General features: G+C 61.6%; 11 protein-coding genes. 3 read left to right on the top strand and 8 right to left on the bottom strand.

The annotated features are described in order from the left end of the window. Nucleotides 1–127 precede the first annotated feature (127 nt). From hutU to ACGJAX_RS24010, 6 genes are all read right to left on the bottom strand, one after another. Nucleotides 128–1807, bottom strand: a complete 1680-nt coding sequence (gene hutU / locus ACGJAX_RS24035) for a urocanate hydratase (RefSeq protein ID WP_390956420.1) — start codon at nucleotides 1805–1807, stop codon at nucleotides 128–130. A gap of 390 nt (nucleotides 1808–2197) precedes the next feature. After that, the gene (gene hutC, locus ACGJAX_RS24030; protein WP_090320430.1) at nucleotides 2198–2950 is read right to left on the bottom strand and encodes a histidine utilization repressor; all 753 of its coding nucleotides are present in this window, start codon (nucleotides 2948–2950) and stop codon (nucleotides 2198–2200) included. 266 nt (nucleotides 2951–3216) lie between these two features. Next, nucleotides 3217–4755, bottom strand: a complete 1539-nt coding sequence (locus ACGJAX_RS24025; RefSeq protein WP_390956419.1) for a DHA2 family efflux MFS transporter permease subunit — start codon at nucleotides 4753–4755, stop codon at nucleotides 3217–3219. Continuing rightward, nucleotides 4748–5953 carry an efflux RND transporter periplasmic adaptor subunit gene (locus ACGJAX_RS24020; protein ID WP_390956418.1) on the bottom strand — a complete coding sequence of 402 codons (1206 nt, stop codon included), beginning with the start codon at nucleotides 5951–5953 and terminating at the stop codon, nucleotides 4748–4750. The genes ACGJAX_RS24025 and ACGJAX_RS24020 overlap by 8 nt, the downstream gene beginning before the upstream one ends. Beyond that, nucleotides 5946–6413 (bottom strand): MarR family transcriptional regulator, encoded by a 468-nt coding sequence (locus ACGJAX_RS24015; RefSeq protein ID WP_390956417.1) that lies wholly within the window; start codon nucleotides 6411–6413, stop codon nucleotides 5946–5948. The genes ACGJAX_RS24020 and ACGJAX_RS24015 overlap by 8 nt, the downstream gene beginning before the upstream one ends. Nucleotides 6414–6547: 134 nt before the next feature. Then, on the bottom strand, nucleotides 6548–7393 hold the full coding sequence (locus ACGJAX_RS24010) for a LysR substrate-binding domain-containing protein (protein ID WP_090320443.1): 846 nt from the start codon (nucleotides 7391–7393) through the stop codon (nucleotides 6548–6550). A 135-nt stretch (nucleotides 7394–7528) separates the two neighbouring features. Between ACGJAX_RS24010 and ACGJAX_RS24005 the strand changes: the two genes are divergently transcribed. From ACGJAX_RS24005 to ACGJAX_RS23995, 3 genes are read left to right on the top strand one after another with little or no spacing between them, the layout of a single operon-like run. Further along, on the top strand, nucleotides 7529–8581 hold the full coding sequence (locus tag ACGJAX_RS24005; RefSeq protein WP_390956416.1) for an agmatine deiminase family protein: 1053 nt from the start codon (nucleotides 7529–7531) through the stop codon (nucleotides 8579–8581). 4 nt (nucleotides 8582–8585) lie between these two features. Then, a complete protein-coding gene (gene aguB, locus ACGJAX_RS24000) occupies nucleotides 8586–9494 on the top strand; it encodes an N-carbamoylputrescine amidase (RefSeq protein ID WP_390956415.1) in 909 nt (302 codons plus the stop codon). 1 nt (nucleotide 9495) lies between these two features. Then, complete coding sequence (locus ACGJAX_RS23995; protein WP_390956414.1) at nucleotides 9496–10599, top strand: extracellular solute-binding protein; 1104 nt, start codon at nucleotides 9496–9498, stop codon at nucleotides 10597–10599. A 149-nt stretch (nucleotides 10600–10748) separates the two neighbouring features. Here ACGJAX_RS23995 and ACGJAX_RS23990 read toward each other — a convergent pair whose 3' ends face one another. After that, a complete protein-coding gene (locus ACGJAX_RS23990; protein WP_390956413.1) occupies nucleotides 10749–12047 on the bottom strand; it encodes an FAD-dependent oxidoreductase in 1299 nt (432 codons plus the stop codon). A gap of 153 nt (nucleotides 12048–12200) precedes the next feature. Next, nucleotides 12201–13565, bottom strand: a complete 1365-nt coding sequence (locus ACGJAX_RS23985; RefSeq protein ID WP_248916612.1) for a glutamine synthetase family protein — start codon at nucleotides 13563–13565, stop codon at nucleotides 12201–12203. Nucleotides 13566–13622: the final 57 nt, after the last annotated feature.

Genomic DNA, 13622 nt, shown 5'->3' with positions numbered 1-13622 from the left:
GGTTCCTCGATGAAGGACGGCTGTTTGTTTGTAGGAGCGAGCCCGCTCGCGATGGTGTGTCATTCACCGCTGTGTCGACTGACACGCCATCGCGAGCAGGCTCGCTCCTACATAAAGCGGTTTTGCGTTATTGACCGGTGATCATCGGCAGGTTCAGGCCCTGTTCCTTGGCGCAGTCGATGGCGATCTGGTAACCGGCATCGGCGTGACGCATGACACCGGTGGCCGGGTCGTTGTGCAGCACGCGGGCGATACGCTCGGCCGCTTCGTCGGTACCGTCACAGACAATCACCATGCCCGAGTGCTGGGAGAAGCCCATGCCGACGCCGCCGCCGTGGTGCAGGGACACCCAGGTCGCGCCGCTCGCGGTGTTGAGCAGCGCGTTGAGCAGTGGCCAGTCGGACACGGCGTCGGAGCCGTCCTGCATCGATTCGGTTTCGCGGTTCGGGCTGGCCACCGAACCGGAGTCCAGGTGGTCGCGACCGATGACGATAGGCGCGGACAATTCACCGCTGCGCACCATTTCGTTGAACGCCAGGCCCAACTTGGCGCGCAGGCCCAGGCCGACCCAGCAGATACGGGCCGGCAGACCCTGGAAGCTGATGCGCTCGCGCGCCATGTCCAGCCAGTTGTGCAGGTGCGCGTCGTCCGGGATCAGTTCCTTGACCTTGGCGTCGGTCTTGTAGATGTCTTGCGGGTCGCCCGACAGGGCCGCCCAACGGAACGGGCCGATGCCACGGCAGAACAGCGGACGGATATAGGCCGGCACGAAGCCCGGGAAATCGAACGCGTTTTCCACGCCTTCTTCCTGGGCCATCTGACGGATGTTGTTGCCGTAGTCGAAGGTCGGGATGCCTTGCTTCTGGAAGTCGAGCATGGCTTTGACGTGCACGGCCATCGACTGCTTGGCGGCTTTGATCACGGCGGCCGGCTCGGTCTTGGCGCGGGCGCGGTATTGCTCCCAGGTCCAGCCGGCTGGCAGGTAACCGTTCAGTGGATCGTGGGCGCTGGTCTGGTCGGTGACCATGTCCGGGCGCACACCGCGACGGACCAGTTCCGGCAGGATTTCAGCCGCGTTGCCCAGCAGCGCGACGGAGATCGCCTTGCCTTCGGCGGTGTACTTGGCGATACGCGCCAGTGCGTCGTCGAGGTCTTTGGCTTGCTCGTCGACGTAACGGCTTTTCAGGCGGAAATCGATGCTCACCTGCTGGCATTCGATGTTCAGCGAGCAGGCACCGGCCAGGGTGGCGGCCAGAGGCTGGGCGCCGCCCATGCCACCGAGGCCGGCGGTCAGGACCCACTTGCCTTTGAGGTTGTCGTTGTAGTGCTGGCGACCGGCTTCGACGAAGGTTTCGTAGGTGCCCTGGACAATGCCCTGGCTGCCGATGTAGATCCAGCTGCCGGCGGTCATCTGGCCGTACATGGCCAGGCCTTTGGCGTCCAGTTCGTTGAAGTGTTCCCAGTTCGCCCAGTGCGGCACCAGGTTGGAGTTGGCGATCAGCACGCGCGGGGCGTTGGTGTGGGTCTTGAACACGCCGACCGGCTTGCCGGATTGCACCAGCAGGGTCTCGTCGTCGTTCAGGTTGGTCAGGCTTTCGACGATCTTGTCGTAGCACTCCCAGTTACGCGCCGCACGACCGATGCCACCGTAAACCACCAGTTCCTTCGGGTTCTCGGCCACTTCCGGGTCGAGGTTGTTCATCAGCATGCGCAGCGGCGCTTCGGTCAGCCAGCTTTTGGCGGTCAGTTGGTTACCGCGGGCAGCGCGGATTACGACGTCACGCAGGCGAGTGGTTTTGGCAGTCATGGTCATCTCCTCATTCAATGGTCAGCGGGTTGGCGCTAGCGTTACCGCATATACATATACACTTATACCAACCTGTATGTACAAGTGAATGCAAGTGAGAGGCCAAAATCTGGTTTTTTGGAATGGATAAAAACAAAAAAATCAATAAAAATGTTTTAAATCAAATAGTTAAATCAATGATAAAAATATCGAGCGCAGAGAGATGGCTGAAAATTCTGTTGCAACATTGCGATTGTTACGTGAAGGGTGTGCGCGTTTTGTAACACTTTAGTGCGCGTTTTGAGGCGAGGTGTCACCCTTTTGCCGATCGGTGCGGCAGTGGTAACAGCTTCAGGGGAAGTTTGTGCAGGCGGGGCGTCGAGCGACCGGCGGGGCCGCTCGAACGGTGATTCAGTTGCCGAATTTGCCTTCCAGGCGATAGCGCGAACCCGGATAGACCAGGCGAGCACAACCGACCTGACCTTTTGCCGCCCATGTACGACGGCGGATCAACAGGCAAGGCTCATAGCGTTTGATCTGCAGCAGTTTGCACTCGGCGGCTTTGGCGTGGATCGACTCGACGACGTGTTCGCCTTCGGTCAGTGGCGCCAGCTGGATCAGATAGGCGTACGGCGTGACCTTGCTGAAGTCCTGCTGCAAATAGGCGGGGGCCACTTCGGCATTGACGAAGCGCTCTTCGATTTGCACCGGTACGCCATTCTCGTGATGCACCACCACCGAGTGAAATATCCGGCTGACACCTTCGAGCGGGAACGGCATCGAAGCCCGCGCGCGTTCCGGCATTTCTTCAAGCACGATCACTTCGCAGCGATGCTCATGCCCTCGGGCAGCAATTTCTTCGGCGATATTGTGGATCTCGAAGAGCGCGGCATGGCCCTTGGGCTCGGCGACAAAAGTGCCGACACCCTGCATGCGCACCAGCGATCCCTCGATCGTCAGTTCACGCAGGGCCCGGTTGATGGTCATGCGACTGACCCCCAGCAAATTCAGCAATTCGCTTTCCGAGGGCAGCTTGGAGTTGGGCAACCATGCGCCGGAGCGAATCTTCTGCATGATGATTTGCTTGACCCGGGCATACAGGGGGGAGGGGCTTTCGAGCGAAAAGGACTCGAGGGATGCATTATCCTCAACAGGTTTGGACACAGTAATTCCTGATTAAAAAATGAATTGCTCCGATAGGCCTGGAGCGAAGTTTACTCTGTCGCCGAGGATACGCCTATGCAGGAAATGGAGCGGAAGGGCGGTCAAAGCTATCCACAAAAGTCGTGGGTATTCCTGTGGATAAACACCCAGACACAGCGAAATGCAGGGCTTGTAATGTGTTGGTCATTTATTGAGCTTAAGGGCGCGTTCGCCGTGATGCCGGTAGCGCTCGAGGGGTTTTCGAGGGCCGCCGTCGGCCCCCGCCACTACTCCATCGCCGCGACCGGGTCGGCACTCGGCGGGTTCTTCGCCGGCTTGATGATCAACAGCAGCGGCATGACCGCCAGCGACAACAGCATCAACAGCTTGAAGTCATCCAGGTAGGCCACCCAACTGGCCTGCACCGTGATCATGGCGTCCAGCGTGGCGCGACCGGAGGCGACCATCGGGTCCAGGTAGCTCTTGATCGCCCAGGCGTCGAAAGCCCGGTTGAACGGGGTGACGTAGGCACCGATTTCCGCGTGGTTGACCTGAATGTTCTGCGCCAGCAGCACGGTGACGATGGAGATCCCGACGCTGGAGCCGACATTTCGCGACAGGCTATACAGCCCGGTTCCTTCGGCCCGCAGGTTGACGGGCAGTGTCGCGAAGGCAACGGTGGTCAGCGGCACAAAGAGCATGCCCAGGCTGGTGCCTTGAATGAAGCCGACCACGATGATGGTTTGTATCGACACATTGGGCGTCCAGCCGGTCATCAGCCACATGGACAGTGCCGACAAGCCCAGACCGGTCAACAGCAATAGGCGCGTATCGACTTTGCCCAGCAAGCGACCGGCGAGGAACATGGTCAGCATCGTGCCCAGGCCCCGAGGGCCCATCACCATGCCGGCGGTCAGCACCGGGTAGCCCATCAGGGTTTGCAGGTAGGGCGTCATCAACGCCAGCGAAGCCAGGTAGGTGATGCCGACGATAAAGATGAAGATCACGCTGATCGAAAAATTGCGGTCCTTGAACAGCTTCGGGCTGATGAAGGGATTGTCGGCCGTGAAGGTGTGGACCAGGAACACGTAGCTCGCGGCGGCGGCCACCACGGCTTCGATCAGGATTTCAATGGAAGAGAACCAGCCCAGCTGTTCACCTCGATCGAGGAACAGTTGCAAGGCCATGATCGCCACGCTCAGCGAGCCGAAGCCGAGCCAGTCCAGGCGCGTTTCAGTGTCGGTGGGTGTTTCGCTCACGTAGTAGACGATGCCGGCCAGCGCCAGCAACCCAATGGGCAAGTTGATGAAGAACACCCATCGCCAGCTGAAGTTATCGGTCAGCCAGCCGCCCAGCATCGGGCCCAGCACAGGGCCGACCATGACCGAGACACCGAACAGTGCCATGGCTGAACCGCGTTCCTTGAGGCTGTAGATGTCCAGCAAAATGCCCTGGGACAGCGGCACCAGCGCGGCGCCCGCAAGGCCCTGGAGCAAGCGGAACGGGATGATTTCTTCCAGTGATTGCGCCAGGCCGCAAAGAATCGAGGAGACGACGAAGCCGATGATCGCCCACAGCAGCACGCGTTTTCGCCCGAAGCGCCGGGCCAGAAAGGCAGAAGGCGGAGTCATGATCGCGGCAGCGACGATGTAGGAGGTCAGTACCCAGTTGATCTGGTCCGAACTGGCCGAGATGCTGCCTTGCATGTAGGGCAGGGCGACGTTGGCAATGGTCGTGTCCAGCGCTTGCATGATCACCGCCAGCACCACGCAGGCGGTGATCATCCCGCGATGGGCTACCGATTGCGTCGCGGCCGACTCATTCATGGTCCGGGGCATGACTGGCAAGCGACCCCGAGAACATTTCCGGCAGCCCGCGCGCCTTGCCGGTATTGATCCGGGCCTCCACGCTCATGCCGGTGCGCAGGGGCGGTTTTTGTCCGGCATCGTCGATGCTGATGCGCACGGGAATCCGTTGCACGACTTTGACCCAGTTGCCCGTGGTGTTCTGCGCCGGCAGCAGCGAAAAGCTGGAGCCCGAGGCGGGGCTGATGCTTTCGACGGTGCCGTGCCATTGCACGCCGGGGTAACTGTCGACGCTGATATCGACGGGCTGGCCGGGTTTCACATGGGTCAGTTCGGTTTCCTTGGGTGATGCGGCGACCCACAGATGATCGGCCGACACCAGGCTGATGCCCGATTGCGGCGGTTGCAGGTAGGCGCCGACTTGCAACGAGTCAACGTTGGTCACGATGCCGTCGAATGGCGCCCTGACCACCGAGTTGGTCAGGTTGCGCTGGGCTTCGTCGACGGCGGCCTGGGCCTGCATGTAGGTGGGTTGCTGTTCGACCGGGGTATCGATGCGTCCACCCAATTGCGCCAGTACCATCTGCGCCGTGGCCTTGGCGACGGCGATTTTTTGCCGGGTGCTGTCCAGGGCGTGCTTGGCGTCGTCGTAGTTGGTCTTGGACACCGCGGAAACCTTGAGCAGGGTCTCCTGACGCTGGAAGCCGGCCTGGTAGTACGGAAGGTCGATTTGAGCCTGGTCGATTTCGGCCAGCGCCTGGTTGTAGCTGGCCTTGAGATTGAGGATCTGATTGCGCACGTTGCCCAGTTGCGCCCTGGCGCTGGCCAAGGCAATTTCAAAGGGCTCTGGCTTGAGGGTGAACAACACCTGGCCCTGGACGACCCGCTGGTTGTCCTTGACGTCCACCGAGGCCACCAGGCCCGAGACATCGGTGGAGACGCCCACATGATCGGCCTGGATATAGGCGTTGTCGGTCGAGATGATCTGCCCGCCGGTGACATACAGGTAGCCACCCAACAGCAGCATGAGGGGCAGCAATGCGAACAGCGCGGTTCGCGTGCGCTGGCGTTTCGGGCGATCAGGGGAAGCGTCGATCTGCCGGCCCTGCGCCTGGCCGAGGTCCGGTTTGGGCGCCTCGATTGACGAGGGGCTTTCCATTCGTGGGGCGGTGGGCCGCAGCGGTGACTCCGGCGGCGACTTCAGGCGTTGATCAGCCATGATGGCGCACCTCCTCCTCGTCGATGGGGCGGCTGCAGGCCTCGATCAGGTTTGCCCTGACCCGTTTCATCATCTGCAGCAGCAGTTGGTTCTCTTCCTCCGAGAACCCGGCCGTGGCTTCCTCGCGTGTCTGCTGCCCCATGCTGCGCATCAGTTCCAGCAGCGGATGGGCTTGTTCGGTCAGAAACAGCAGGGACAGGCGGCGATCGGTCGGGTGGCGGCGCCGCTCGATCAACCCGCGCTCGGCCATTTTGTCCAGCAGGCGCACCAGGGTGATCGACTCCAGCTCCAGCAAGTCCGCAAGGCCTTTTTGATGAATCCCCTCGTTGATCGACAACATGGCCAGCACCTGCCATTGCGAGCGCGTGAGACCGACGTGTCGCGCACGTTGTTCAAAACGCTTGCGCATTAAACGGGCGCTGTCGTGCAGGGCGAAACCAAGGGTCAGGATGTCGGTCATGGTGAAATCTTCAGGGGGAGAGTTAGCTCATCATAGTTGAGCTTGTAATTAGGCTGCTATCTATATTTTCGAGAAAATGCGCCGTGTGTGCGGAACGCTGCCGACGCCCCGCAGCGATCAGTCTGGCTCGGGGCTTACAGGTTGTTCGCCAGCCATTCGCAAAAGCTGCGGGCATTGTTCTCACTGTCGCGATGGGTCAGCAGGGCCCAGTTCGGACCGCGGATGGTTTGCTCGACCAGCGGCTGCAACAAGCCATTGGCCCGGGCCTGCTGGCTGAGCAATTCGCTGACCAGGGCAATGCCCAGGCCCGCGCATGCGGCATCGAGCAGCAGTCCGGGATCGGAGAAGTTCAGCCCCTGGTCTTGCTGACCGACATCGATGCCCGACTCCACCGCCCAATGACTCCAATCCATTTCCCGCTCGCCGTGCAAGGTGGTGCGCTGGTCACCGGGCAGCGCCAACAGGTTCGGGTGGCAGGCCGGGTAGAGGCGGTCGGCGTGCAGCACTTTGAAGCTGCACTCGGCCTGGGAACTGATGTCATCGCGCACGGCAATGTCGATGGTCTGGCTGGCCATGTCCGGAACTTCATCGGTGCTGAAAATCCACAGGTCAACGTCCGGATGCTGGCGGCGAAAATCCCCCAGGCGCGGCAGCAGCCAGTGGCGGGCGAACGCCGGGGTGGTATTGAGCACCAGTTGATTGGGTTTCTGGTATTGCCCCAGGCGTCGAATGCCAACGGCCAATTGTTGCAGCAGTGCCTGGGTGGTGCTGAGCAGATCGTGGCCGGCATCGGTCAGGCTGACGCTGCGCCCGCTGCGAAAGAACAGAGGTTGTTCAAGGTAGGCCTCCAGGCTGCGTATCTGCTGGCTGATGGCCGACTGGGTGAGGTGCAACTCCTCTGCGGCCTTGTGAAAGCTGCCCAGTCGGGCAGCCGCTTCAAAGCCGCGAAGGGTGCTGAGGGGTGGCCAGTGCTTGAGCATATCGATAAGTTTTCCTAATCAGTTGTCGGCAAAATCCATCGTTTGTTAGCCCGTTTTTGCAGCCGTAGCATGGAAGACAGGACCGCCAAGACGGTTTTTGTTGAACACAATGGCTTAACTAAAGGGCTTTTTATCATGCAGCACAACGAACTTCGAAGCACCGGTTGGATGATGCCGGCAGAGTGGGCCAGGCACGCCGCGACGTGGATGGTGTGGCCGCACAACAAGGCACTCTGGGAGTCGGGCTGGGGCGTCACCCTGGCCCAGGTACAGGAAGACTTCGCTGGCGTGGCCAACGCCATTGCCCGTTTCGAACCGGTGAAGATGGTGGTCGATCCGTCGGCTGTGGCCCGTGCCAAAGCCCTGTGCGGGCCCAATATCGAATTGATCGAGCTGGCGGTAAACGACAGTTGGTGCCGCGACTCCGGTCCGAGCTTTGTCTGTCACCCGCAGCAGGGTCTGGCCGGGGTGAGCTGGCGCTTCAACGCCTGGGGCGGCAAGTCGGCCCATGACCTGGATGAAAGCCTGGCGCGACGCGCACTCAATCATCTGGGCGTGGAGTGCTTCGGCACACCTTTGAGCAACGAAGGCGGCGCCATTCACGTGGACGGCGAGGGCACGCTGATCACCACCGAATCAGTGCTGCTCAACCGCAATCGCAATCCGGGCATCGGCAAGGCTGAAATGGAGGAAATCTTCGCCCGGCTGCTGGGCGTGAAGAAGACGATCTGGCTGCCGGGCGACCCGGACCATGTGACCGGCGACATGACTGACGGCCATGTCGATGGAGTGTGCGCATTCGCGCGCCCCGGTGTGTTGCTGGTGGATGCCACCCATGACCAGCAATCGGTGTACGCCGAAGTGGTCCGCGAAAACCGGCGTGCGCTGGAACTGGCGACTGATGCCCGGGGCCGTCGGTTCGAACTGATCGAACTGTATGAAGCCACCGATGCCGTGGACAGCGAGGCAGAAGTGTTCTGTGCCTCCTACACCAATTTCTACATCGCCAACGACGCGATCATCATGCCGGCCTATGGCATCGATGCCGATAACGTGGCTGCTGAAGTCCTGGCCAAGGCGTTTCCGGGGCGCGAAGTGGTACCGGTGCGGATCAATCATCTGGCCCATGGCGGTGGGGGTGTGCATTGCATTACCCAGCAACAGCCTGTCTGGCCGGTGGAGGGTTGATCTCATGACTGTGTTGACCATTGCCACGACCCAGATGCCTTGCACCTGGGACTTGCAAAAAAACCTCGATCAGGCAGAGCAACTGGTGCGCGATGCTGCGGCACAGGGTGCCCGGCTCATCTTGCTGCAGGAGCTGTTTGCCACCCCGTACTTTTGCATCGAGCAAAGCCACCGGCACCTCGCGCTGGCCGAAGAGTTTCGTGACAGTCATGTGCTCCAGCGCTTTGCCGCGCTGGCCAGGGAGTTGGGCGTGGTGCTGCCCCTGAGCTGGTTCGAAAGGGCCGGTAACGCCTGTTTCAATTCGCTGAGCGTGGCCGATGCCGATGGGCGCTTGCTCAGCGTGTACCGCAAGACCCACATCCCCAATGCCATCGGTTATCAGGAGAAGGAATACTTCAGCCCCGGCGATACCGGCTTTCGTGTCTGGGACACGGCATACGGACGTATCGGCGTGGGCATCTGCTGGGATCAATGGTTCCCCGAGACCGCGCGCTGCCTGGCGTTGATGGGCGCCGAGGTGTTGCTGTTTCCCACGGCCATTGGTTCGGAGCCCGGCTGCACGTCCCTGGACTCACGGGACCACTGGCAAATGACCATGCGTGGCCATGCGGCGGCCAACATCTTGCCGGTGGTGGCGGCCAACCGTGTCGGCCGAGAAGCCGCGACCACCGACCCTGACTTGCAGATGAGTTTCTACGGCTCGTCCTTTATCTGTAACCACAAGGGCAAATTGCTCGCCGAGGCCGACCGCGACAGCACCGCCGTGCTGGTGCACAGCCTGGACCTGGCCGCCATGCGCGAAGAGCGCTTGAGCTGGGGCATCTACCGTGATCGTCGCCCGGACATGTATGGGGCGCTGTTGAGTCAGGACGGTCGTCACATCAACACACGCTGGAACACTCAAGGGGTATGACATGCGCTTATCCAACACGCTGTTGAGCGGTGCCCTCGGCCTGGCACTGAGCGGTGCCTTGCCCTCGCTGCACGCCGAGGAGAAAGCCCTGCGGCTGTACAACTGGGCCGATTATTTTGCCGAGGACACCCTGAGCCGATTCACCGCTGAAACCGGGATCAAGGTGATCTACGACGTCATGGATGGCAGCGAGACGCTGGAAGCCAAGATGCTCGCCGGTGGCAGCGGTTACGACCTGATCTTCCCCGGTGACACCGTGGCCGAGCGCCTGATGCGCGCCGGTAGCCTGCTGCCGCTGGATCGCTCGAAGCTCACCGCCCTGGCCGATATCGAACCCGTTTTGCAGAAGCTGCATGGGCATTACGAGCATTCGAGCCAGGCCACGGTCCCTTATACCTGGGGCACCATCGGCCTGACCTACAATGACGAGCAGATAAGGCAGCGCTTGCCCAATGCTCCGGTCAACAGCCTGGACATGCTGTTCAAGCCGGAACTGGCGAGTAAATTCGCCGATTGCGGAATCTCGATGATTGATTCCCCGGACGAAGTGCTGGCCGTGGTGCTCAATTATCTCGGTCGGGAACCGCGCAGTGCCAGGCCGGAGGACCTGGCCGCGGCGAGTGACCTGCTGCTCAAGTTGCGGCCATACATTCGCAAGTTCCAGTCGCAGCCGGTGACGGATCTGGTCAACGGCAACCTGTGCCTGTCCCTCGGTTACAGCGGTGACATGACCCAGGCGCAACGGACCTCGGACGCCGCGGGCAAGAAAACCTCGTTCCAGTACCGCATTCCCCGCGAAGGCACCACGGTGTGGATGGACACCATGGCGATTCCTGTCGACGCCAGGCATCCGGAGTACGCCTATGCGTTCATCAACTTCGTCATGCGTCCCCAGAACATGGCAGCCATCAGTAATTTCACCGGCTACCCCACCTCGAATGCCAAGGCGCGTCCGGGCGTTGATGCAAGCATGCGCAACAACCCGGACATTTACCTCGACGAGGCCACCTACGAGCGGCTGATTCCGGGCAAGGACATTCCCCAGGCGGACATGCGGGCGCGCATGCGAACCTGGACCAAGTTCAAGACCGCCACGGCAAATTAACGTCCTCGTCATTCTTGAGGCACACAAAACCTGTGGGAGCGAGCCTGCTCGCGATGGGGGAAGAACAGGCACCTTCGATGTTGAATGTCATGGCCTCATCGCGAGCACGTTTGCTCCCACAGATGATTCGGGCTTATCCCGTGGATGCCTCAGCGCAGGCGTTCAAGCATTTGGTAGTACCACATGCCGGCGGCGAGCATCGGGTTGCCGAGCAGGTCGCCCATGGGGACGCGGATGTGCTGGCAGGCGGCGAAGGTGTCGAAGTGCTCCAGTTGTCCGGTGATCGCGCGGCCCATGATTTCGCCCATGATGTGGGTGGTGGCGATGCCGTGTCCGGAGTAGCCCTGGCAGTACCAGACGTTGTCCGAAAGCTTGCCCAGCTGCGGGATGCGGTTGATCACGATGCCCATCGCGCAGCTCCACTGATAATCGATGGACACGCCCTTGAGCGCCGGGAACGTTTGCTCGATGCAAGGGCGCAACTCGGCGGCGATGTCCCGTGAATCCTTGCCGCTGTAGTTGGCGCCGCCACCGAACAGCAGGCGACCGTCGGCCGTCAGGCGGTAATAGTCGAGGACGAAGCGGCAGTCGTAGACGGCCAGGTCTTCGGGGTTGATCTGTCTGGCCAGGTCGCCCAGCGGCGCGGTGGTGACGATGCCGCCCATGGCCGGGAAGATTTTGCCCTTGAGCTTGCCGGGTTCCAGTTTGTGGTAAACGTCGCCGGCCAGCAGCACCTGGTTGGCGTCGATGCGACCGTGGGCGGTGCGCACGCCAGGGCTCTTGTGCGGGCCATCGCCGTGAATGATCTCCAGCACTTCGCTGTTTTCGAAGATCAGCGCGCTCAGGCTCTCGGCCGCGCGGGCTTCGCCGATGCACAGGTTCAGCGGGTGCAGGTGCATGTTGCGGGTGTTCTTGATTGCTCCGTGGTAGAGGTCGCTTTGCAGCAGGTCGCGCACCTGGCTGCGGTCGAGCAGGCTGACCTCGCCGCCCATGCCACGGCGCACGGCTTCGTCGTAATCCTTGCGCAAACCCTCCATGTGACCTGGCTTGTAAGCCGCGTGCAGGTGTCCGTGCTTGAGGTCGCAGGCGATGCCGTATTTTTCCACCCGCTGCCGGATGATCTGGTGCCCGCGCCAGCGCAGGTGCCAGATGAAATCGTCGACCTCTTCGCCGAGGGTGCGGCGCATCTGCTTGCGCATGGCTTCGTCGCCCGAAAGGCTGCCGGTGACCTGGCCACCGTTGCGCCCGGTGGCGCCCCAGCCGATCTTATGGCTTTCGACGATCGCGACTTTGAGGCCTTTTTCAGCCAGTTCGACCGCCGTGGCGACGCCGGTGAAGCCGCCGCCGATGATCACCACGTCAACCCGGTGTTGGCCTTGCAGGGTAGGGTAATCGGTGTCCTGGTTGAGGGTGGCGGTGTAGTAGGAATTGCAGCGTTGGTTAGTCATGTCAGGGTCCAGACAAAAAATGAAGAGAAGTCAGCGCGGCCCCTGTGGGAGCGAGCCTGCTCGCGATAGGCCGTGTCAGTCATCTCAGTGGTGACTGACACACCGCCATCGCGAGCAGGCTCGCTCCCACAGGGGGTTGGGGGCTGATTGGGCTCACGCCTCAGTCAGATACCAGCGCCAGTCCTGCTCACCCACTTCGCCCATGAACTGCCGATACTCGGCACGCTTGACCGCCAGATAAACCCCAAGAAATTCCTGACCCAGTGCATCCCGCGCCCAGGCCGAGTTCTCCAGTGCCGTCAGGGATGTCAGCCAGTCGGTGGGCAGCAATTGCGTGGCTTGCGCATAACCGTTGCCTTGCACCGGCTCGCCCGGATCGAGGTTTTCGCGGAGGCCGCGATGGATGCCGGCCAGGATTGCCGCCGCCGCCAGATACGGGTTGGCGTCGGCGCCGCAGATGCGGTGTTCGATGTGTCGGCTGTTGGCCGGGCCACCCGGCACGCGCAGGCTCACCGTGCGGTTATCGACGCCCCAGGTCGGAGCCAGGGGCGCATAGCTGTTGGCCTGGAAACGCCGGTAGGAGTTGGCGTTGGGGCAAAACAACAACAACGAATCGAGCAGCGAGGCGAGCATGCCGCCGATGGCGGTACGCAGCAGCGGGGTGCCGGCCGGGTGCTCGGAGGCGAACAGGTTGCGACCTTCGGCATCGGCAATGCTGACGTGCATGTGCATGCCGGTACCGGCCAGGTCGTCGAACGGTTTGGCCATGAACGTCGCCTGCATGCCGTGCTTGTGTGCGACGGCTTTGACCAGCCGCTTGTAACGCACCGCCTGGTCCATCGCCAGCAAGGCATCGCCGTGTTCCAGGGTGATTTCCACCTGGCCCGGGGCGTATTCGGAAATCGCCGTGCGTGCCGGAATGTCGTGCAGTTTGCAGGCGGCATAGAGGTCGGCGAGGAACGGTTCGATCTGTTCCAGCTCACGCAGTCCATAGACCTGAGTGTGCCGTGGACGACCGCCGTCAGCGTCCAGCGCCGGTTGCGGGCGACCGTTGTGATCGCGTTTGCTGTCCAGCAGATAGAACTCCAGCTCGCAGGCCATCACCGGGTGGTAACCCTCGGCTTTGAGGCCATCGATGACCTTGATCAACAGGTGACGCGGGTCGGCGATGCTCGCCGGCATGCCTTCTTGCGGGTGCATGCTGACCTGCACCGCCGCCGTCGGAATCTGCCGCCACGGCAAACGCACCAGGCTGCCTTCGAGCGGGTAGGCGCGGCAGTCGATGTCGCCGACGTCCCACACCAGCCCGGAGTTCTCGACGTCTTCGCCCTGCAAGGTCAGGCCGAGGATGGTGCTGGGCAGCGGACGACCGCTTTCGTACACCGCCAGCAGTTCTTCGCGGTGCAACAGTTTGCCCCGTGGCACGCCGTTGGCATCGAGAATGAACAGCTCGATCATGTCGATATCGGGGTTGTTCGCCAGAAAGCGTTGGGCATCTTCAAGGGCTGCGAATTTCATTGTTCGTCACTCACGTTGGCGTCCCGCGGACGCACGGATTCGGGCCGCGGCACGGTC

Source organism: Pseudomonas moorei (assembly GCF_042846945.1).
Classification (GTDB): domain Bacteria; phylum Pseudomonadota; class Gammaproteobacteria; order Pseudomonadales; family Pseudomonadaceae; genus Aquipseudomonas; species Aquipseudomonas moorei.
The sequence above is the reverse complement of the archived record's forward strand: the minus strand, read 5'-3'. Positions and strand labels throughout refer to the sequence as shown.